Genomic DNA, 22,546 nt, shown 5'->3' on the forward strand with positions numbered 1-22,546 from the left:
TTTTAAAATGTGTAAGGTATGATTTATGTAATGTTTGGCGTTATGAATTAGATATTAATATCTCACATAGCCATTTCTTTATTTATATTAAAAAGTTACTACCCTATAATCTTAGTCATTTAATTTAACATTATTGATGATTAACTGCGTTAAGCTGCACTCCAAGTAACTGTATAAGAAACGGATGCAGAAATTGATGATGTACGACCATCACCTAAATCTCTTTCTTCAATTGCACTTCGTTGAATATTATTTGATGATGTATAGTGACTATATCCGTTGATTAAAATATTTTCCATATCGATTCCTCCTGATGTTATAGGGTAGCAACCGCTTTCATTATAATTCCGAAAAAGAGTAAATTCAATTTTTATATGTAAATTTACATTAAAATTATTAATATCTTAATAAATAAAATAATAAAATTGTCACTAGTATAAAGATAATATTAATGTTTAATAAAAATTAAGTAAGTTTATCGTGAAACAATTTTCAAAAATTCAAGACTGCTACGTTAGAAGGACCTCAAATCATTCAAAATATAAAAAAGATAATAAATATATAAAACAGCGTAATATTAACAATAATTTAAAAATATTGTACGATGTATAAATGGAGGGATGATTATGAAAAAGCAATTATTAGGGACTGTATTATTAAGTACGTTCTTACTAGGGGCATGTTCACTCAATATCGGTACAGACGATAATCAAGGTGAAGGTAAAAAGAATAATGAAGAAAGTAGTGAACATAGTTCAAATCAGTCTAAAGACAAGCAGAGTAATAAAGATACCAAGGTAGATAACCAAACAAATCAAGCTAATCAAAGACAAGCAAATGGTTCCGAAAATAATGATGCTTCAAATCCAGGCAATGAAGGAAACAATAACGAGACAAATTCTGAAAACCAATCAAATAATGGGACGATTTCAGAAGATGAAGCGATTCAAAATGCTAAAGAGCACTTTAAAAATTCAGCCACAAATGATGATTACAAAGTTGATTCAAACCAATCTAATAGTAAAGAATACTACATTACCTTTACAGCACGTGATGCCACAGGCTTTCCAATGAGTGCGGCTACTACTGTTAATAAGCAGACAGGTCATGTTAATGGTTATATAGATAGAAGAACTAAAGCAGAGAAAGAAAGACATGTTCAACATGCTAATGAAAGTTCGTTATATAAAGGGCCGAATAGTCAAAATAGAAAATTATTCGGTAAAGATTTAAGCCATCCAAATTACAATGATCAAAATGCGCAACAATCGCAAAATGAAAATAACCAACAGAAACAAAATAACGAAGATCAATCACAACAAGAATCGAATAATGATGATAGTAGTCAAAGTAAGGAAGGCACATCAGAAACCGAAGCTGCTCAAAATAGTGAACAAGAACAAAATCAATCGGTAGAAGAAAATCAGGATAATGATACACAAGCGGAGCAACAACAAACTGACAACGCTTCTCAAGATGCTGATAACAACCAAAATAACGACCAACAAAATAGTGTTGAAAAACCTCAATCAGTAAGTAGAGACTAAAATACATTTTTATAAATAATAGAGCGTTCTCAAAAAATTTCTGAGAACGCTCTTTATATTTATCTAGTTTGTTTTAAGTGATTAATTATCTACTAAAGACTTATTGATTAGTGTGAGTTGTGAAAAATTTCCCTAACCTCTTAATATTACACGATATTATCTATAATTTCCTTACGTAATTTACCTCTAATTTCTGCCATTGTGTTTAAATGATATTTCTTATAATCTCCAGCATCCACTCTAAACGCGTGTACGCCGATAATTTCATTTTTACTATTTAAAACAGCTCCACCAGATGAACCGGGTTCAGCCATCATTTGATAGTAGCCGATAGGATTTACATTTCGTGCAGTCATAGAATATTTACATTTAGAATGATACATCGTACCAGCTGGATCATTTTTATATTTTCCATATGGCGTACCATAGTGATACATATGAATTGGCGTATTAGCTTTCATTGATTTAATGGTACTTTCTGATGCAATCTTACGTATTTTCATATATTTAGAAATGTCTTCATATGTATAAACCAATGCGACATCTCCGTATTGCAACATTTGAACGCCAAATACTTGGAGCGAACGAACTACTTTGGAACCTTCTTGTAATAAGTTGATTCTCATGTTCTCAGGTTGTGCAGGTGTTAGTGGTTTATGTGCACGTTGATCATTCACTACATGATTCGCAGTTAAAATCGTATGTCTGCCAATTGCTGTACCCGTGCTGTAAGTTAATTGTTTAGCTGTCGGATTCCAATTAAATACAGTTGCGATATTAGCATCTTTCGCTTTAGTATGCTCGATTGTAACGCCCTTATTACCCGATTTCTTCATAATTTTTAAAGCATCATCAATACCTGATTCTTTTGTCGTTTGACCGAAATCACGCACGTTATCCCCACCTGGTACATTGGATGGCCAACGTTTAGGTGGTTTATTGTAGTAATTCTTTTTAGGTTGCGAATATGTTGATTTTGATTTTACTTTTACTGTTGAGGTTGGTTTTGCTTTTGACTTAGTCGTTGTTTTGATTGAAGTTTTGACACTCGGTTTTGTGGATTTCTTTTTTGTTACAGTTGAGGAAGTGCGCTTCGGTGTCGTTTTAGTAACTTTTGAAGTTGATGGTGTCTTTTTCGTTTTAGTTGCTGTTGATAACCAATGAGGTTTCTTGTTACCCGGTTTGATAGCTTTCGTTGTCTTTTGAGGTTTAACTTTAGTTGGTGAAACTTTGTGATGAATAATTGTGTGTTTAAGTGTTTTACGTTGTTTTGGTTGAGTCGTTTGCTTTGAATAAGACTTTCCCACATGTTTAGTAGTACTTTGTTTGTGAAGATTGTTTGTTACTACATGAGTCGAAGATGGTTTCGTACGTTTAACATACTGTGTTGTTGTTTGTTTTGTTGGCTTTGTATATTTTGTCGTTCTAGTAGGCTGATTACTTTTATGAGTTATTTGTGTTGGTTGAATGCCATTTTTAGTTTTAGGTGTTTGATTTGTATACTGTTTAGCTACTTGGTGTTTAGGTGTCTCTTTTACGATCACAGTATTACCTTTAGTAGCAGCATCTGCCTTGTTGAAATGTAATAACGCAGAGAGACTAAAAATAACTAGCATCACAATTGAAGTGTAAATGAATTTTCCCAATAATTCCCCTCTATACACTGTGCATGTCCCCACTTTCTTATCGAAATAAGTATATTTTTTATATGTATTTTAACTATAATGCATGAGTGAGTTTTGCACAATATAAACAATTGATTATCAATAAAGTTTTTTACAGTTTAAAATGGAATTGAAAATAATTATAAAATAGTGTTATATCAGCAATGATATTTATAATCACCACTGATCCAGAGAACTAAAACAGAAAACCTCATCATCTAGAGTTTGTTCTAAATGATGAGGTGTGTAATAAACCGATAATTTTTACTCGTTATCATTATAATTTTTATATTTCGCTATTCTACTACTTTTCTTTTAAATAGCCATCTTCCATATGATACATTTTATCACAGAATTTTGTTAAACGTTCATCGTGCGTCACAATGATACATGTTTTATGACGTTGTTTAGATTGTTCTTTAAGAATTCTCATTACTGCCATCGCATTTTCTGTATCCAACGAAGCTGTTGGTTCATCCGCTAAAATAATAGACGGTTGGGTATAGATTGCTTTAGCGATTGCCACACGCTGCTTTTGTCCCCCTGAGACTTCAGATGGTAATTTATTTTCAATTTCTTTCAAACCTAAATCATTTAATAATTTTTCAAATTCGCCAGTGCTTAAAACTTCTTTTTTATAATTTTTCAATAAACGAAATTGCTGTCTGATAGTTAGAAATGGCACTAGATTTGTAGATTGTAAAATAAAACCAATTTCTTTCATTCTCATCTTAGCAAGTTGTTTCTGACTCAATTGTGAAATTTTATTATCATTAATGTATATTTCCCCGTGTGTAGGCGTTTGTAGTGCGCCAGCCATTGTTAGGAATGTACTTTTCCCGGAACCAGAAGGCCCTACAATAGCTATTAATTCGCCTTTATCAAAGGTCAAAGATGTGGATTTAACAGCTTCAATCATTTGGTTACCATCTTTAAATTCTTTCGATACTTGATCAAACTTCAACATTGTAGCACCTCCTTATTCGATTGCTTTGAGTGGGTCAATTTTTCTAATAGATAATACCGAGAATAAGCTGCCAATCAAGGACGTTAATATTAAAACAACCCCAAACACTATGAGCGTCACAATATTAAATTCAACCGGTACCGCTTCTGGTAGGACAAATCCTGTGAGGATAGTAAGTACAAGACCTATCAATGTACCAATCAATGCTAGGATAAATGTTTGTGATAAAACCATCTTCATTAAGTAGCCATTAGTAAAGCCCTGTGCTTTCAAAACACCGAATAAGTTTTTCTTCTGCAATGTTATAACATACAAGAATACGCCAATCACTGTTGCTGAAATGATAAATAAGAATGTAATCATAAAGTTCATTGTTAGATTTTGTGGTTTATATCCAGGTAAATCTTCAATAAATTTATTAATACCTACCACTTCAAGATCTTTGTCTACTTTTTTATCTTTCCAGTGTTTATCTCGCACAACTATTGCATTGGTTTTATCTGTAGTTAATGTTGGATTGATTTTTTGCATCGTTTTATTATTAGTGAAAATAACAGGTGAAGCATTATATTTTGCACTTTCTGAGACACCTACGATGCGTAATTTTTCATCGGATTGAGATAATTTAATCTTATCTCCTACTTTAAACCCTTTATCTTTGAGTGTCTGATCAATAACGACTTCATTGTCTTTAGCAAATTTTTTACCTTTAACTATTTTCGGCATTAAAAATGAATCTGCTTTAATCCCAAAGAGTAGTGCATTCTCTTCACTATCACCATTAGAGGCGATAACGCCCATTTGTTTTAATGAGGAGGTCTCTTTAAATTTATCGTTCGATTTAGATGTTTCGAAAATGGATTGTTGCACGGTTTGATTCGCATCTTTATTTAAAACGATAGCATCCGCTTTCCACTTTTTAATTCCTTCTGTATTCATGTTAATTAAACCATTAGCTAAACCTGAAAGTAAGAAGAGTAAATAACTTATAAGAACTAAAATACCGATAATCAGGCCAAACTTTAGCTTATTGCGTTTAATTTCATTCCATGCAAGAAACATATAATACCTCCTTTGTCTGTATTATTAATCTAGTATAGCAGTTATTAAACTATGGAAGATAATAAATGTACTTCTGAAAATTTATGGTCAGAAATCATACAACTAAATCTAGAAAGTTAAGCGCCATAACGTTTGTAACTATTTTAGAAAAAAATCATTATCCTTTCATTCTTTTTTAGACTACTCGTAGACTCCCTTTCCAAAAATGATAGCTATTAAAATTCATTTTGTGTATGTTCACATTTTATGGTAATATCATCATGCATAAATGTGCGAGATACTAATAATTAAGAAGGTTTAAATATATTATGAAAGAAAATTTTTGGAGTGAATTACCACGTCCATTTTTTATTTTGGCGCCAATGGAAGACGTGACGGATATTGTCTTTCGTCATGTTGTGAGTGAAGCTGCTAGACCGGATGTGTTTTTCACTGAATTTACAAATACTGAGAGTTATTGTCATCCCGAAGGTATACACAGTGTTCGTGGTCGTCTAACGTTTAGTGAAGATGAACAACCTATGGTCGCTCATATATGGGGAGATAAGCCTGAGCAATTCCGTAAAATGAGTATTGGTTTAAAGGAGATGGGCTTCAAAGGGATTGATTTAAATATGGGCTGCCCTGTTGCAAATGTTGCTAAAAAAGGTAAAGGATCTGGCCTAATTTTACGTCCTGAAAGAGCGGCTGAAATTATTCAAGCCACTAAAGAAGGTGGACTACCCGTAAGTGTTAAAACACGCCTTGGTTATTATGAAATAGATGAGTGGAAAGATTGGCTCAAACACGTCTTTGAACAAGACATCGCAAACTTATCCATCCACCTCCGTACACGTAGAGAAATGAGTAAGGTAGATGCACATTGGGAATTGATTGAAGCTATTAAAACAATGCGTGACGAGATTGCACCACATACTTTATTAACGATTAATGGTGATATTCCAGATAGACAGAAAGGTCTTGAACTTGCTAATAAATATGGTGTTGATGGTGTAATGATCGGTCGCGGCATCTTCCATAATCCCTTTGCATTTGAGAAAGAGCCACGTGAACATACAAGTGAAGAACTATTAGACTTGTTTAGATTACATTTATCATTGTATGAAAAGTATTCAAATGAGGAGACACAACAATTTAAAGCTTTACGCAGATTCTTTAAAATCTACATTCGTGGCATTAAAGGCGCGAGTCAATTGCGCCATAAGTTGATGAGTACAGAAACGATAGACGAAGCACGTGAACTGCTTGATGAATTTGAAGCTAAAAGAAATAATACAGAAGTTTAAAATATACTAATCCCCCCTGTTAACCATGTGATTATCAGGGGATATTTTGATAATGTTCGCTTTTGGAATGATTGACTCCTAATGATTAAACTAAAAAATAAATAATGTCATTGTTCTAAAATTAATAAATAGTTAATAGTATTTCATGCGTTTCCTTTATAAAATACTGTATGTTATCAATTTGAGGTTTATACATATAATAAAAAGACGGAGGACACCATGATTTTAACTATTTTACTTATCTTTTTCTGCATCAGATTAATTAGTTTAAAGATATCTATTAATCATTCACAACAATTAATAACAAATGGCGCTATCGAGTATGGCGTTAAAAATTCAAAATTTCTAGCAATCACTCATGTTTTAATCTACGTTTGTGCAGGTGTAGAAGCACTTATAAACAAAGATACTTTTAGTTTAGTGAATAGCATCGGTTTAATGATATTAGTTTTTGCTTATATCATGTTATTTATAGTAATCAAAACTTTAGGTGGTATTTGGACTTTGAAATTATTCATTTTACCAAATCATCCTATTATTAAATCAGGATTATATAAAGTGACGAAGCACCCAAATTACTTCTTAAATATCATTCCAGAGTTAATTGGGGTGTTATTATTAACTCACGCAACTTATACAACGGTATTACTAATACCTTATGCATATTTCCTATTTGTGCGTATTAAACAAGAAGAAAAATTAATGAATATGTAAAATGAAAAGCTTGTAATCACGGAAATGAATAACGCGTTTAAATGTAACGTACTCATCCGTAATTATAGGCTTTTAACATGTTTAGTAGATATGTGAAGGAAGAATTTTACTAAGTTGTTTAATCGAAGTAAAAGTAACCAATTGATATCAAAAAGATAATTTAACATTACTGTTTGTCTTACTTCAGACAACCGTCACACTTCCCCTTTTGTAAATCATAACTATTATAATTGAGCAGGTATAATAATCTACCACCTTATTTGATTAAATGATTTCATAATCTAATTCGACAAACTGATTATATTGTGTAACCTCACGTAAGTGGAGTTTTACTTTCTCATCTATTGAATTGAATAACTCAACACCTTGGGTAAGTATTGTTGGTGCTATGGTCAACTTTAACGATGTTATGATCTTCAAATTAATTAAAGTTGAAATCAACTTACCTCCACCAACAATCCATATTTTTTCATTATCATTAAATCTATTAAAAAGTTCGTCTAAGTCACCACTATAGAATTCAATATCCCAATCAATATCTGTGACTTTTGATGAGATTACTACTACCTTCTTACCTTGATATGGATTCTCTTCTACACCATTATCAATTAACCATCTAAAGGTACGGCCTCCCATTACAACAATATCTACGCTATTATAAAAGTCAGAATAGCCATTATCTCCTTCGCCTTTAACCTCCTCTAGAAACTGAACTGATTCATCTTTATCTGCTATAAAACCATCTACTGAAACAGCTAGATAAGCACATACCTCTTTTGCCATATAAAATTCCCCCTTATATATATAAGTAGCTCAGTCTAAATTTGAGCGTCCTCACATCATACAATTACATTTATTATTTACTTCATACATATTAGCATGTTTGGTTTATAATTCCTTTGTAAAGTTACTCAAAGAGGGCCCATACTGATGAATTGGTAATTTAAAAAAAAGCTATATGAGAAATCAATTTTGAATTGTGATTTCCATATAGCTCCTATTTTAAGTATTAATATTCAAATACATAGCAATACTAATTTGATGCATATGCAGAAAGTGGATAATGGTCTGAATAGTCATTATATTTATATGTCTTGCCCCAAGATTTCACAGACCATTCTGGTGACTTCACTTTGTGTACATTATTATGCCATGAGCTTGGTTGAGCATGGTCGCGATCTAGTAAAATATAGTCTAAATGCTGTGGTTCTAATTTAGGATAGTTATATTTCGCAATGCCATTGCTTTGTGTATCCCAACTATAGGCGTTGCCATCAAATTGTGTAGGTAATGAAACGTTCAAGTTCTCAGGCATTTGTTGATATTCCTCTGAACCTTTAATGACATTTAAATCACCGCCGATATATACGGGTTCATTTTTAGGAATATGTTTATCTTTGATAAATTGTTTAATTTCATCCATTTGACTCTGTCTGATTTTTTGGTCTTTTCCTTTAATACAAATTGGATCTTCAGCTTGAAGGTGTGTTCCAATTATATGTTGGTATTTACCATTTTTATTAATTTTAATGTATGCGAAACCTTTATTGCCAGCTTTATCAGCGCCGCACCCCTTTTTGTAAATATGTTGTTCTTGTTCGACGATTGGCCATTTACTTACAATACCAACGCCACCGCTCACTGGTTTTACTTCTCTATAAGTACCTGAAGTCTGTTGCCAACCGTCTGTACCTTTACCAACAATAGGCGTTTGATAAGGATATTGAGATTGTAAATTTGTTAAAAGACGATTGGATGCTTTTTTATCGAATAATTCATTAAAAATAACGACGTCTTGACCTTGTATATAATCAGCTTTTGAAATTAAATCAGCGCGCTGCGATTGTCCCCAATTGGGATACAATGCTGTAGGCAAGAAATAAACGTTATGTGTTGTAATTTTAAGACTGTCTTCAGACTTACTTTCATTAGCATGTGTAATTGTGGAAAATGCTAATAATAAACTGCTTACAATTAGGAATGTAGTGATTAAACATTTGCGTGGCCAGTTCAAATACCTCATTCATACACCTCATTTCGTTTGATGAAATGAGTATAACAAAAGAAATTTTGTTATTTTTAAAAATTACTATAATTAAATAAAATTTTAATAAATAATTAAAAAAATAAAGGTCTGTTGTAAAGTTGAGTATAATTTCAATAACATAGGAATGTAGTGATTAAAATTGAATACAGGATAACTTTTTGATAAACACATATCTTATAAAGCACTACTATGTATAGATAGTAATATAATTTTATTTTTTAGTACTTATATCTATAGTAATTAAACTTGAATTTATTCATTAATTTCTTAGTTGTTTACACCATATATTAATCGATTAATCTATAACGTTTTTAAAGAAGAATACTAGATCTTCATCCTCCGTAGGTAATATTTCTAATTCATGCTTATCAATAGCATCCAACATCAATTGCTCTTTTTCAGATAGTCTATTATAAATTCTTTCACCTAACGAATAATTGCCATTTTCTAACGAGTAATTTTGTTGGAAATAATAATATTGTGTATAATCATCATCTTTTAATCCTAATCTATGAATTCTATCTTTCGATTGCAATAAATGAACTAAATTGTAACTATATTCAAAGTAAATAGCATCGTGACAAGTCTGATGTAAAGAAACCGATTCTGCCAGAGTGTGGGGATTTGTAATCAAAATATCGATTTCTTTATTTTTAAATCTACTAATTATCTCGTTACGTTCTTCTTGATGAACAGATCCTGAAATAACTTCAGCTCTAATACCCATAGAATTTAAATAATGTTTTAAATCATACATTGTTTTTACAAAAATACACCATGTGATTGCTGTTTTAGATTGACTGACAATATCTTTTATAAGAGATAAAAGCGCTTGCATCTTTGAAGTGATTTCTATTTGATTTACTAAATCTTCGATATCTTGAGAGTAATCTATATATTCAACTAAATCTTCATGGTTTCCACTCAAATCTAATAGTTCTTCAAACTCTTTTAAATCTAATTTCTCTAATAACATTGAAGGCGAACTTTCCAATTGCATAATCTTAGCAAACAAGGCTAACTGATTAGTCTTATATCTAGAAAATAATATATTAAAAAGTTGCAACTCTTCTGAACTTGATGATACTTTTATAATTTTATCGTTATTAGTAGGAGGAACTCCTAATTCATTTTTAGTGGTTCTAGTAAAAAATGGTTGAATTTTATCATTAATTACTTTTACTTCTGAATTTGTTGGGTTTGCTAATAAGGATATTTCAAAATTGAAAAAGTGATTATAATCAGCTGGATACATCAAATTTAATAAATTATAAATATCTTTATATCCATTTGGTATAGGTGTTCCAGTTAAAGTAACCATGTATTTGGCATTTTCAGTTATTCTTAATGCTGCTCCCGCGTTTTCCCCTTTGGGATTCTTAATGCGATGTACCTCATCAAACACTACTAAAGTTTCATTATTAATTAAATTTTTAATTTCATCTTCTAATCTAGTTAAAATTTCATAATTAAGAAGAATCAATTCTTTGTTGCCACTCTCATATTTAAGTACCATTTTCTTTTCATTAGATGTATTAAGATCCTTAATATTTAGGTAGTTTAATTTTCTTTTTTTTCCAAAACAAGATTGATACTCACTTATCCATGACCCGAATGAGTTTAATGGCCCTATCATTACGATTCTGTTTACATTTTTCTTCACATTTAAATATGCATACATACCATATACTGTAGATGTTTTACCTGATCCTGGTACAGAAAAATTGCCAGCTTTTTGCATCATAGACAAATAAAACGCATCTTTCATTTGCTTGCTTCTTAACTTTCTTTCTAACTGATTATTTACTACACTTTGAAATTCTTCATATCGGTCATCAAATCTTATATCATCATTTTTAATATCATTACCTACTGTATACTTATAGTTAATGTATGAATCAATATTAGCTAAATAATTAGTAACATTTGAATCAACTAACACTTTTTCATTGATTTTACTTCCAATTTTTTTAATTCTCTTAATTATTTCTTTTAGGTTTTTATAGTAGATATCCGCCCTAAAAATAATCAATTCTTCTGAATTTATTTCAACATAGCTTCTTAAATAAAGTTTAAATCCTGTTTTTTTCTTAAATTGATTTAAAACATCAGATGTTGAACGAATAATCAATTGATTATCTTTATTGATAAGAACTTGTATCATTACCATAAACCTCTTTTTTTATTCTATTTACTTCTTGTTCTAATTCTTCCAAAGAATTTAAAAATTGAGGGTAATCCGATTCATCATCTAATCTAAGAACAATATTAAAATCAATATTTTGTAATACATCTATAGCTTTTTCAATCTGTTTTTTAGGTGCATCAAGTGTCACTCTTTTTTTAATTTTTTCTTGATATTTAGTATAAATTGATTTAAAACTTTCTTTTAAGTCATCATTCCCACGTATCTCTTTATTAATAAAATCAAGCGTTACATCTTCCTCATCCTCAAACTTTTCAAGAACTTCTTCACTCAATTCACGGTTTTCTTCGACAAATGGTTTGAACTGAGGTGTATTAACTAAATCTTTCATTTTACGAACATATCTTGTCATATCAGTGTCAGGTTTATTTAACAAACTAGTAAAAATAATATTTTTCATATCTATACGGTCTTCTTCAGTTTTTATTTTATTAAGTACTGCAGTTATTTCGCCCAAAGGACCGTCTAAATCCCACTCACGTGCCAAGTAATAGTGTTCTGGCATCTCAATAAATTCTAAAAACTCAACCATTAATTCTGCTCGATTAACCATTTTATTAACTTCTGTTAAACTTTGTTCAGTATTTTTGGCATATTCTTCTTTAGTAATTAGTTGATGTTTCACAATATCATTATAAACGCCCACTAACTTATCTATCGGATTATATCCAACTCTCTCTTCCCGCCCATGCTGTAAATATAATTCTAATAATTTTATTTCCTTTTTACTTTCATGAATGTCCTTGCCAATTATCATAGCTTCTATATAATTGAACTTAGGATTCTCTTTCGATAATTCGCGTAAACATGTAAACCTTCTATTTCCATCAATAATTCGACCATCTTTTAATATGATGGCAGGTTCAGTTTGTTCTAATGCTTTTATATTATTTTTAGTTTTTTTAAAAGCTTTTTCATCGCTTTTCTTGATAAATTCGTGAATTATATCGTTATAATACTCAATATCATTTAAATCAAAATTTTCTAATTCATTTTCCGCTTTGTATTTACTAATCCATGTCGCTATTCTGTCGTTTTGATCATTATAATATAATTCATTTAGTTTAATTTTATAAACATCATATGCTTTAGTAATGCCATCAACTGTTAATTTGTTTGTTAATCCTGTTTTAATTAAATTATCTTCATTTATTTCATTCATCAAGCTTCAAACTCCTCATAATAGTAATCTAAATCCAAATAAACTTTTTCCATTATTTCATCATAATACATGTTTGTATGTTTGATTGATTCAATCAATTTAGAATAATTAAATTGAACATCATATTTATCATTAATTATTTGAGTTAAATCAAAGATGTCAATTACTTTTTCTCCAATTATTTCTTCTTCAATTAAACTTGTTAAGCTAAAGTCTTCATCTAATTTCAAAAGATAATTACCTCCCATCTTATTACTATATATATTGTCTACGCCTCGTAAAATTGAACGATAAAATAATGGTTCAAAACCATATTGATCTATATCCTCACTGTCAATTAAATCAATTAGTGTGTTAATAGACCACACTCTATGGTCACTTAGTTTTATAATTGCTTCCTCTCTAAAATCATTCAAAACTTTATAAGTTAAACCAATCTCATCAAGTTTTTTGATGGTTATAAATTTTTTTGGAAAAAACTCAAATATTTTCATTTCCTTAAATTTATAAAATAACCAAGAGGTAAATGTGCTTAATCTCCATAGTCTTTTATCTATATTAGTAAAATCTAGTATATTTTTTTGATCGTAAAAATTCTTATTAAAATAACTTACACTAGTTTCATAATGATTTTTTAATATGTAAGAACTAAATATTTTATAGCCTAAATATTTTAATATAAGTTGTATTTCTTTAATTTCATATTTTAACTCAGCTTTGATGTCTTCAATAAATATGAAATCTTGATCTTTAATAATTCTCTGAACATAATCAATATCTTTCTTACTTAATGAATCATAACTTACATTAATAATTTCACCAGATATATAGTTATCTATGAATTGTAAATAATTAGCTTTAATTGTTTGTTTTTTTATTCCATAATTTTCATAGTATAAATCTACAAAATTATTAATATGAATTGGTGCATACTCGAACATCAAGTCTTTTACCTGTTGTTCTCTATTTACATTTCCAACTTTAATATTTGGCATACGTGACAAGTCTATGCGTAAATCTTCTACTACGCTCAAAGTTCGCTTAATAATATTGTGTAATTCATTAGCATGTCTAATATCATAACTTTTCATGAGTATTGGATATTGTTTAAAAATTATCAATGAAGAAATTTCTAAATCTTTCCATTCTTCAAAATTTATATTTTTATAAAAACTATCCCAGTCATATTGATTATAGTTATAATATCTATATATCTTCTTACCTTGACTTACAGAACTTGAAGTATCACTTAATCTATTTTCTAAGTATCTAATATCTATATTGAATTCTTGATTATTTAGACCTTGTTCTTCAATAAATAAATTATAAAGTTGTAAAACATCGGAAATATGCACTGCATCTTGACAGAATTCTTCTAATATATAATCGATAATCCCTGTTCGATTTCTATTTATTACTTTATTACCTAATTCGATTTTACCTTTAAGCAACTCATTTCTAACGCTCTTTTTTAATTCAACAGAGGCTTTATCATCATAAATGATATCTTCCCATGAATGGTTCCCTTTTTTGTAACGGATGGATAAATAATTATAAAAATCATCTCTAAAAAATAACGCATATTGTTTTGCGTCTAAATTATATGTTTTGAACCAATATGAATTATCATCTTCTCTAAACACCTCATCAGTACTATCTAAAATCTTTTTTACTATTTGTCTAACACGTTCCCTAGTTACACCTAAAGTTTTTCCAATTTCTTCTAAAGTCTTTCCTTTTAATCTAAGTCTTATCATTTCAAATTTAGTAGCATCGAAGTTTTCAGCTGCATAAAGCAAAATCGAAGGCTTTTTTGAAAATATTTTTCCGAATTTATTCTTACCTATTAAATCTTGTTCTAGTAGTTGTTTTATAGTAATGTCCCAATCAATCCGTTTAAATTCATTACTTAGTTTATTAGTTAATTCATCTATATCGTATAAAAATTCACTTTGTTTTATAAATATATAATCTATATCTTCTGCTAGTTTTGATACATCTAAATTCATTAATTTTTCCGTAACAATATTATTATTTACTAATAAATCTAATTCTTGAGTTAATGACATCTTCTCATCTAATAATTCTTTCTCCTTAATTACATTAAATTTTTCAATTAAGTCATTTAGCAAAACTTCTTTCAAATTTAATAAAAATTTTTGTCTTGAAAATTTAAAATAAAGTCTAGAAGTATCCCCCATAAAAATTTCATGCTTATTATAAACCACAACTTGTTGAAGCAATTTCTTAAGAATAGAGATTAAATTTTTCTTGCCAACATAAGAATAAGATAATAGCCTTGAATAAGAGCTTGATAACAAATTATTTAGATTATTTAAATTATACCTAGTAATTATAGCTTTCTCCTTATTACTAAATCCTTGATGATTGGTTGAAATTTCATTTAGATATTTGCTTCCGCTCAGATATCTTATAGCTATATTAAACTTTGATTTAGGTGTATTAATTTTAATGATGTCTTCAATAGATAACTCTGGATTTTGAATAACTAAAGTATATAAATCCTTCTTAGATAATTTTAATTCTTCTCTTAATTGGTTAATTATTTTTTTAATAATTAAGCTAGTTTTATTATTTATATCTCTTAACTTATGAATATCTTCATAATTCAATTCAATTAAAGTTCCTATTAAATGGATATTATTCATTTTTAATATTTTTAAAATTTCTCTATCTTTAAGTACTTCCTCAATTTTAAGCAACCGTACTTCTTCAATTGACAACGTTTGAATAATTGAATGTTCTTCTTCAATTTTAGAAATAAGGTGATTTCTAAATTCTTGAATTTCTTTGATTGATTTTGTTCCTAAATTTCTAATTTTTTCCAAGCGATCATCTGTTAAATCTTCAATCTGGTAATTATAAACATAGCCATGTTTAATTAATTGATTTTTTGAACGATTAGACAAAGGCGAGTACATTATGAATTGATTATCTGCTTTTTTATAAATCACTTCATTAACATCTATTTTATTTAGCTCTTTTATATTTTTTATGTTCTCTGCTCTTAAAAGCGCTAAAAAATTGCTCCCAAATAATTCTTCAAGATTACTATAATTAGAATTATTAATATTAATTAATTTGTTTCTATAATTAAATATTTCTTCTCGCATATTTTCGCTAAAGGTTTCTAAATTATTAATATCATCGTTAGTTAGAGTAATAAGTGCTTTTACATGTTTTATATTTTGTTTAAATAGAATGTTACGGGCGCTCTTTGATAAGTTTAAATCACTAATTCTTATATTTTCCATAAATCCACCTAATTATAATTCTAATATTTAAAACTAATATTAAAATGAATTATACAACATTTTTAGTTTGGTGAAAATATACTTTCTTCTTTTTTTAACACTATTCTGAAATGTTAGTATTTTTAAAATAAAACCTCTTCTTGTTTCATTTTCGGGAAATAAAATATTTGTTCAAAATCTTATATTATATAAGATATTAATTTTAAAACTCATTTTTACTAAAAAGCAGAATATTACCCTTAATCTCTCTTAGTGAAAAAGAGGAAGGTTTTATGTTTATGATGTGCCCACTCAAACTTTAGAATATTCACACCATAACGGGGAGCTTAGAATAAGTTTCACGCAATAGAAATACGCTTAGATACAGTTTATCAGTACCTAAGCGTATGTCTTAGTCTTTTAAAATTCATTAATTCTTCTAGTTTATTTAAAATTTTAGATGTAGTCTCATTTGAGAAGTCTCAATTTAATTAAACTACCTCGCATAAATTATTAGTTCTATAGAGTGAAATCAATGCTTTTTACTAGTAGAATACATCATCAACAATTTCATTTAACTGACGTGAAATACTAGCAAAATCACTATTTAAAAGTACGTCCTTCCACTACCAACAATATCCCTACTATTATAAAAGTCGTAATAGTCATTATCTTCTTAGCCTTTAACTTCATTTAAGAACCTTTATTTAATATAAAACCTTTTATTGATACAGTTAGATACACGTACCTTTTTCACACTATAAAACTTTCGTTTTATACATAACTTGATGTATCTTAAATTAAAACTTTTCAAGATTCTACATAATTTGAATTAAAAAAATACTAAATGCTACGAAACTTTATTTAGAATATATTTCATGACTTTATCATACCAATATTCTTCATTTTCACCATTAATAATACTCTCTCGCGACATATTAATTGAATAATTATGTAAATCTAGGAAGTCCGATGGTTGTATATTTTTTTCAATACTTAACTTAAAGATATGAATAAAATCAGATAAATTAATAGGTATGACGCTAATATTTCCATTATATATTTTTGAATTCGTTCCGGTGGTTAAATAAAAATGATATACTGATTCTGGATTTATCTTTTCAGCTATAAAAAAGCCAAAAGTATCCTTACCAGATTTCTTCTTTAATTCTCCTACATGTCGTGGGACAGGCTCACCTTCCATATCATATTGTTTTTTTCCTTGAGATAAAGTAACTTCATATAGGATATTAAAAGAACCATAATCTCCTACTATATCTCCTTTAGATCCGCCAGCTGTAGAAATAGGATATCCATTATCATCAGGTATAAAGTTACCAGTTATATCTCCATTATTTATCATAACTGCTGCTCTCCAAGTATTCCATTCCATAACTGCTGACCGGTCAGGAATTTCATTTTTTATAATTTGTGAATATGTTTCAATAATATCTTCAACGTCTTCTTTGTCTTTTCTTTTTAATTTTTTTGTTATTTCAAGTAACTTTTGTTCCCTTTTTAGTACTCTCTGTCTATTTAATTCTTCCTTAAGACTATATAAATCATCAGAATCAACCTTTATCCCTTTAGATTCAATTTCAAATTGTATTTCTCGTAAGTCATCATTTTTTAATTTAGGTATATTAGGGTTAGATAAATATTTAAAATATTTATCTATAGAGATATCTGGACTTACAATATCTCTCTCAACATTTTTTAAGATATATTGTACTTCTTTTATTCTTTCGTTTGAAATAGAAATTGACTTGCCCTTAGTTAAAACAAATAAACCAGTGGCTCTTAAAAATCTAAATATTGAATCAGTGTAATCTAAAGAATTCGATAGTTTAGTTTTCAAAAATTTTTCTTGAGAATTTTCAGTATTCTCTCTAACTTTGTAATTTTTATTATCTAATATATCTATATATAGCTCTTTAAATATTTCATTTCTTTTTTCTTCATAAAATTTTTTTAAGCTTTTATTTCCTCTACTATTTTTTCGTTTAGCTCGGTATTCTAAAACATCCTGTTTAGTTTCATTAAATTTACGGTAGTCTGTCATCGTTATACCAAATATTGAAAGCTCTTGATAAGTCAAATATTCAAGTTCATAAACTAGCCTGATTATTTCTAAAAACGGCTTAATATTAAATCTACCTTCATTTTTATTTTTAGTTTCTTTATGAAGTGCACTCGGTAGTTGAAATTTTAAAAGTTGATGAATCATAACATCTTCAAATAGAGCCTCTTTCATTAATAAATTTCCAGCTTCAGTTATCTTTAAAGGTTTATTTCTTTTAGGAATTAAAAAGCCTAATGCTTGAGGAGCTCTAGTCAATTTATCTCGCCCGGCAAATGCTTTATCTTTTGATTTACCACCATTACTAACTCCTGCTAAATTAGCTTGAGACAACATATCGTAAAATTTTATTTGTAAAGTTTCATTGTATAATTTATTTTCTAAATCTTTTTCTCTTATTAGTCTTAGATATTTAGGAATTAATTCTGGATTTCTTGGAGATGTGGAAAAAAATATAGTTCTACTTTCAAATCTACCCATATTTCACATTTACTCTCCTTCTAATTAAAATTAGTAATTATTAAATGATTAGCTTCAGATTTAAATCTGTTTCTAATATTCACTGAATAGTTTTTTGGATAACTAGCTTTTATATAACCTTTATATATATTCTTAATTAGCTTAGTTTCAGAAATAATCATGAGTGCAGGTGAACTTAAATTTTTAAAATTTTGTGCTAATTGATGATGATCTTTTTCTTTAAAATCTCCACTAAACACTTCATTCCCATACTCAGAAAATACCGTATCATAAGGAGGGTCTAGGAAGATGAAATCTTTTTCATTTGCTAAATCAAAACTTTTTTCATAAGATTCATTTTTTATCTTGGATTTTCTTAACAACTTGAGATGATTTTCATTCAACAAATCTGTATTAAAATTAGCATATCTTCCATATGGCACATTAAACTCCCCTCTAGAATTATATCGAATCATTCCAGAATAAGATGTTTTGTTAATAAAATAATATAATGTAGCATAACTATAAACAGGGAGCAATTTTTGGTTATATTGATCTCTAATCCAATAATAAAGTTCTTCATTAGGGTCGTTAACTTTCAATTCAGGGTTTTTTCTTTTATTCTTTAAAAAAATTTCTCTATTTTCTATATATTTTATTTCTAATTCTTTTAATTCTTCTTTAACTATGTAGTAATTATTAGTTAAATCTTCATAAAATTTTATTAAATTTTTATTAATATCAGAAATATAAGCTCTATCAGGTTCTAAATCAAAAAATGTAGCTCCACCTCCAAAGAAAGGTTCATAATAAGTATTAAATTTAACGGGAATATAATTTTTAAAATTAGGTATCTCTTTCGATTTACCACCACGATATTTAATTATTGGCTTCATATCTTACTCCAAACTTTAATATTATTAGTATTATTATAACATTGAAAACAATTTCAAAAACATATAATGATGCTTTAATAATGAATATCTAATTAATACGTAATAAGATTCTTAACAGTACCTATAGATATAGCTCGTTTAATTGGTGAGTGTCAGTTTTAGAAAAGTATATTAAATTAACGTTAACAAACGATTATCAAATTAAAAATAAATACAAGCATCTAAAAAAATTATTCCATAATATATATAATATATTAATTTTTAAATTTAATAATTATAAAATATGTTAATCTCTTATTGTTTGTTAAAATATTGCTGCAAATTTCATAGTTCCTATCCTAATTTTTCAGGATTAATTATGTTTTTTAATCTCTATCAATCATATATTAATTTCTTTCACTTATTATATATTCCTCGTCATCATATTAAAATGTTGGATATGTCCAAGCTTCTCAAATACTGACTTAAAAACTCTTTTATAATTTTTTATATTATCTTCATCATGTACTAGAACAAAATCATCACTTATAAAATGAGATCCATCATTTATTCCTGATATAAGAGATTTACATAATATTTTATCTATTCCATCAAATTTATTAATACATTTTTCGTAATCCATGTCTCCAATAATATTAAAGTAATACTCTAATATTCTTCTCATAGTATTAAACGACGTTACCGTTGATATATTATCAGAGCTTAATTCTTTCCACATTAGTTGGTAGGAAGATTCTATAGGATTATTCTCATAAACATCAAAATAACTAATATTATCTTTTTTTCGAATAATTCCAAACATCACTTCACTTGGTGAAAATTTATCTCTACTTCCTAAAAAAGTGATTTCTTTGTGAAAGTAGATATTGTGTGTAAGATTAATTATTTGCTGAATTCCGTTTTTATTATCTCTACAATCACTTATTAAATTTTTTACTAAAGTACTAACAATAAATAATACATTGCTATCCAAACTGGAGATCGGATCATCTATAACAATAATTTTATTTGAAGTAACACCTGTACTTTCATGACTACCATAAACTAAATAGTAAAAATATAAAAATGTAATAAAGTTGTACTCACCTTCACTCATTGTTTCATTAGCAATTGTTCCATCTTCTCTTAAAATGAGATATGTCCCTTTTTGTTTAGTATTCTCTTCAAGTTTAAACCCTTTAAAATCAAACTTTTTTAAAATTTCATTAATATTTTTAACGGTAGGCGTCACACTAGTAATATTTATTTCTATTTCGTCTATTTTATTATTAATTTGTTTTATTTCATTATTTAAACTTGTAATTTTTTTATTAATATTATCAATAGCTTTACTTCTACCATCTTTAAATTTAATATACTCTTTTAATTCTTCCTTAGTTTCATTAACAAAATAAATCCATAGCATTTCTACAAATTTGTTTTGTTCTCTTTTTTTATTTCTAATAACAATATTATTTTTTTCAATTGATTCATTAAAAGAGTTAATCATTTTATTCATATTTTGAATAATAGGAGTGAGGCTTTTTATATATTTTTTCTGTGAGGGATTCCTTAATTTTTCTTCAATTTGCTTTTTATTAACTTCATATTGTTTCTTAAATACTTCGAACTCTCTACTAAGATTCGTTATATTAAGATAGGGAATTGGTGTTTCTAATATAAACAATATATTGCTTTCAATATCTTTAAAAGAAGCGTTATATCTTTGATAAATTTTATTTAATTTTTCTATATCTTTTTCATATTCTTCATCAAAATAATCTTTAATTTCTTGTTCAATTTCTTTAGAAATACTTTGATTACAAAATGGACATTTTTGATTTGATTTCTCTAGGTAATGTAATCCTTGTTTAATCCAATCACTGTTTTTTAGTGCTTGAATAACCTGACTTATTGGACTTTCATGACTTCCAGTAATCACTTTTTCAAATAAATTTGTTTTTTCTATTTCAGTAATATTTGACATATCATTGAGATTAAAATTTGCATATAGTTGAATATCCTCAGAAAAACTTATATCATACTTTTTTTTCAATTTTTCTAAACTATCTTCTGATTTTGCTTCCAAGTTTTCAAAACTATATTTGTTATAAGTTTGAATACATCGATCTAAGAATTTTATTTTACTATTCTTATAGCCAACTAAAGCTTTTGAAAAATCCTTACCACTCCTTTTTTTAACATTCCAAACCCTATTTTTTATTTTGTCTGTTTCCTTTAAAATTTCATTTTCAAAACTCTCAATAGTATTTTGCTTAGTAAGTATCGATTCTCTACTTTTTTGCAATTTCTCTCTCAAATCTTTTAATTCACTTAGTGAGTGTATTGAGTCTTCTCCTAAAGTGAAAATTCCCTTTAGCCCTTCTTCAGATTGGCTAAAGTTTTGTTCAACAAACTTTTTATTATAGACTAATATATTTGCATTATTAGAATCCTCCGTCTCAACAACACATTCTTCAGAACTATTATAATTTCCAATTAAATTTGAGATAGTAGTTTTACCACAACCATTGTTTCCATATATAAAATTTATTTTTTTAGGACAAATTTCTACGTGATTGTGATATGTAGCTATATTTTGAAGTGCAATTTTTTTTATCATTTTTATACTCCCTTTTCAATTTGTTAAGAATCCATTATCAAATAGTTAATAACTTAATTTTTGTTTTATTTATGGTATAGTTCCCGAAAAATGATTGTTATTCTTATCAGAATCCTAAATCACGAAAAAATTTTTTCAAAGTGATTGAAAAACCTCTCTTCACTTATGGTATGCTTCTGCGTATCAGATAATGATGCGGTTTTTAATTATTGATAAGGATTGCCATACTTATTACAATACTCATAGAAGCCTCTTTGATACATATAGATTTGCCTTTCAATATTTTCTTTACTATCAAATTCAAGTCCTTTTAAAATGAGTTCGGCAAACTCTAATGCTGCCGTTCCATTAGCAGTAACTAAATTTCGATCTTTTTCTGTAATAATTCAACAAATTTATGCTTTAACAACTTTAAAAAAGACAATTTCACTATTGAGCTCTTAGATTATAAGTTCAGTAGCACAAATTGCAAATGCTCTATCTAATTCTGTGACTGTTTTAATAAAACGTTAACATTTATCCTCACTTAACTCTATCACATCATAATTCATTAACAGATTGACGAACTTATCTGTGTCTATGATTGTATTGTGATTTATC

The 22,546-nt window shown here is 28.1% G+C and carries 15 protein-coding genes; 3 read left to right on the top strand and 12 right to left on the bottom strand.

The window, feature by feature from the left end; translation table 11 throughout:
* Positions 1–149: 149 nt before the first annotated feature.
* Positions 150–299: a hypothetical protein gene (locus HMPREF3154_RS11485; protein WP_002454314.1), complete on the bottom strand. Its 150-nt coding sequence runs from the start codon at positions 297–299 to the stop codon at positions 150–152.
* A 327-nt stretch (positions 300–626) separates the two neighbouring features.
* Between HMPREF3154_RS11485 and HMPREF3154_RS02305 the strand changes: the two genes are divergently transcribed.
* On the top strand, positions 627–1,547 hold the full coding sequence (locus HMPREF3154_RS02305; RefSeq protein WP_030062712.1) for a hypothetical protein: 921 nt from the start codon (positions 627–629) through the stop codon (positions 1,545–1,547).
* 146 nt (positions 1,548–1,693) lie between these two features.
* Here HMPREF3154_RS02305 and HMPREF3154_RS02310 read toward each other — a convergent pair whose 3' ends face one another.
* The 3 genes from HMPREF3154_RS02310 to HMPREF3154_RS02320 all read right to left on the bottom strand — a co-directional run bounded on the left by HMPREF3154_RS02310 (position 1,694) and on the right by HMPREF3154_RS02320 (position 5,240).
* Positions 1,694–3,163 carry a trypsin-like serine protease gene (locus HMPREF3154_RS02310; RefSeq protein WP_070474301.1) on the bottom strand — a complete coding sequence of 490 codons (1,470 nt, stop codon included), beginning with the start codon at positions 3,161–3,163 and terminating at the stop codon, positions 1,694–1,696.
* A gap of 352 nt (positions 3,164–3,515) precedes the next feature.
* Positions 3,516–4,178: an ABC transporter ATP-binding protein gene (locus HMPREF3154_RS02315; protein WP_049427145.1), complete on the bottom strand. Its 663-nt coding sequence runs from the start codon at positions 4,176–4,178 to the stop codon at positions 3,516–3,518.
* A gap of 12 nt (positions 4,179–4,190) precedes the next feature.
* Positions 4,191–5,240: an ABC transporter permease gene (locus tag HMPREF3154_RS02320; RefSeq protein WP_030062709.1), complete on the bottom strand. Its 1,050-nt coding sequence runs from the start codon at positions 5,238–5,240 to the stop codon at positions 4,191–4,193.
* Between the two features lie 308 nt (positions 5,241–5,548).
* Between HMPREF3154_RS02320 and HMPREF3154_RS02325 the strand changes: the two genes are divergently transcribed.
* Together HMPREF3154_RS02325 and HMPREF3154_RS02330 are read left to right on the top strand one after the other, a co-directional pair.
* On the top strand, positions 5,549–6,526 hold the full coding sequence (locus HMPREF3154_RS02325; RefSeq protein ID WP_002434900.1) for a tRNA dihydrouridine synthase: 978 nt from the start codon (positions 5,549–5,551) through the stop codon (positions 6,524–6,526).
* A 219-nt stretch (positions 6,527–6,745) separates the two neighbouring features.
* Entirely contained in the window at positions 6,746–7,240 is a 495-nt protein-coding gene (locus tag HMPREF3154_RS02330) for an isoprenylcysteine carboxyl methyltransferase family protein (RefSeq protein ID WP_030062708.1), read from the top strand.
* Positions 7,241–7,504: 264 nt separating this feature from the next.
* Here the strand turns inward: HMPREF3154_RS02330 and HMPREF3154_RS02335 are convergent, their stop codons facing one another.
* The 8 genes from HMPREF3154_RS02335 to HMPREF3154_RS02370 all read right to left on the bottom strand — a co-directional run bounded on the left by HMPREF3154_RS02335 (position 7,505) and on the right by HMPREF3154_RS02370 (position 21,946).
* Positions 7,505–8,023 carry a dihydrofolate reductase family protein gene (locus HMPREF3154_RS02335; RefSeq protein WP_030062707.1) on the bottom strand — a complete coding sequence of 173 codons (519 nt, stop codon included), beginning with the start codon at positions 8,021–8,023 and terminating at the stop codon, positions 7,505–7,507.
* Positions 8,024–8,273: 250 nt separating this feature from the next.
* The gene (gene sph / locus HMPREF3154_RS02340; protein WP_030062706.1) at positions 8,274–9,254 is read right to left on the bottom strand and encodes a sphingomyelin phosphodiesterase; all 981 of its coding nucleotides are present in this window, start codon (positions 9,252–9,254) and stop codon (positions 8,274–8,276) included.
* A gap of 328 nt (positions 9,255–9,582) precedes the next feature.
* A complete protein-coding gene (locus tag HMPREF3154_RS02345; protein ID WP_049427139.1) occupies positions 9,583–11,451 on the bottom strand; it encodes a DEAD/DEAH box helicase in 1,869 nt (622 codons plus the stop codon).
* On the bottom strand, positions 11,429–12,655 hold the full coding sequence (locus HMPREF3154_RS02350) for a ParB N-terminal domain-containing protein (RefSeq protein WP_049427138.1): 1,227 nt from the start codon (positions 12,653–12,655) through the stop codon (positions 11,429–11,431). The genes HMPREF3154_RS02345 and HMPREF3154_RS02350 overlap by 23 nt, the downstream gene beginning before the upstream one ends.
* Complete coding sequence (locus HMPREF3154_RS02355; RefSeq protein ID WP_070474295.1) at positions 12,655–15,930, bottom strand: DNA-directed RNA polymerase subunit alpha C-terminal domain-containing protein; 3,276 nt, start codon at positions 15,928–15,930, stop codon at positions 12,655–12,657. Before HMPREF3154_RS02355 ends, HMPREF3154_RS02350 begins: the two co-directional genes overlap by 1 nt.
* 829 nt (positions 15,931–16,759) lie before the next feature.
* Positions 16,760–18,469 carry an AlwI family type II restriction endonuclease gene (locus HMPREF3154_RS02360; protein WP_049427129.1) on the bottom strand — a complete coding sequence of 570 codons (1,710 nt, stop codon included), beginning with the start codon at positions 18,467–18,469 and terminating at the stop codon, positions 16,760–16,762.
* 20 nt (positions 18,470–18,489) lie between these two features.
* Entirely contained in the window at positions 18,490–19,344 is an 855-nt protein-coding gene (locus HMPREF3154_RS02365; RefSeq protein ID WP_049427127.1) for a DNA adenine methylase, read from the bottom strand.
* Between the two features lie 403 nt (positions 19,345–19,747).
* The gene (locus HMPREF3154_RS02370) at positions 19,748–21,946 is read right to left on the bottom strand and encodes an AAA family ATPase (protein WP_070474298.1); all 2,199 of its coding nucleotides are present in this window, start codon (positions 21,944–21,946) and stop codon (positions 19,748–19,750) included.
* Positions 21,947–22,546 lie beyond the last annotated feature (600 nt).

Origin of the sequence: Staphylococcus sp. HMSC06C11, assembly GCF_001808345.1 — a bacterium.
Taxonomy (GTDB): domain Bacteria; phylum Bacillota; class Bacilli; order Staphylococcales; family Staphylococcaceae; genus Staphylococcus; species Staphylococcus capitis.

What these genes read in the sequence shown, in the direction of transcription:
- HMPREF3154_RS02370 (WP_070474298.1), bottom strand. Translation starts at nt 21,946, where the DNA reads ATGATAAAAAAAATTGCACTTCAAAATATAGCTACATATCACAATCAC.
- HMPREF3154_RS02355 (WP_070474295.1), bottom strand. Translation starts at nt 15,930, where the DNA reads ATGGAAAATATAAGAATTAGTGATTTAAACTTATCAAAGAGCGCCCGT.
- HMPREF3154_RS02325 (WP_002434900.1), top strand. Translation starts at nt 5,549, where the DNA reads ATGAAAGAAAATTTTTGGAGTGAATTACCACGTCCATTTTTTATTTTG.
- HMPREF3154_RS02320 (WP_030062709.1), bottom strand. Translation starts at nt 5,240, where the DNA reads ATGTTTCTTGCATGGAATGAAATTAAACGCAATAAGCTAAAGTTTGGC.
- HMPREF3154_RS02345 (WP_049427139.1), bottom strand. Translation starts at nt 11,451, where the DNA reads ATGATACAAGTTCTTATCAATAAAGATAATCAATTGATTATTCGTTCA.
- HMPREF3154_RS02365 (WP_049427127.1), bottom strand. Translation starts at nt 19,344, where the DNA reads ATGAAGCCAATAATTAAATATCGTGGTGGTAAATCGAAAGAGATACCT.
- HMPREF3154_RS02330 (WP_030062708.1), top strand. Translation starts at nt 6,746, where the DNA reads ATGATTTTAACTATTTTACTTATCTTTTTCTGCATCAGATTAATTAGT.
- HMPREF3154_RS02310 (WP_070474301.1), bottom strand. Translation starts at nt 3,163, where the DNA reads ATGCTAGTTATTTTTAGTCTCTCTGCGTTATTACATTTCAACAAGGCA.
- HMPREF3154_RS02305 (WP_030062712.1), top strand. Translation starts at nt 627, where the DNA reads ATGAAAAAGCAATTATTAGGGACTGTATTATTAAGTACGTTCTTACTA.
- HMPREF3154_RS11485 (WP_002454314.1), bottom strand. Translation starts at nt 299, where the DNA reads ATGGAAAATATTTTAATCAACGGATATAGTCACTATACATCATCAAAT.
- HMPREF3154_RS02335 (WP_030062707.1), bottom strand. Translation starts at nt 8,023, where the DNA reads ATGGCAAAAGAGGTATGTGCTTATCTAGCTGTTTCAGTAGATGGTTTT.
- HMPREF3154_RS02350 (WP_049427138.1), bottom strand. Translation starts at nt 12,655, where the DNA reads ATGAATGAAATAAATGAAGATAATTTAATTAAAACAGGATTAACAAAC.
- HMPREF3154_RS02315 (WP_049427145.1), bottom strand. Translation starts at nt 4,178, where the DNA reads ATGTTGAAGTTTGATCAAGTATCGAAAGAATTTAAAGATGGTAACCAA.
- HMPREF3154_RS02360 (WP_049427129.1), bottom strand. Translation starts at nt 18,469, where the DNA reads ATGGGTAGATTTGAAAGTAGAACTATATTTTTTTCCACATCTCCAAGA.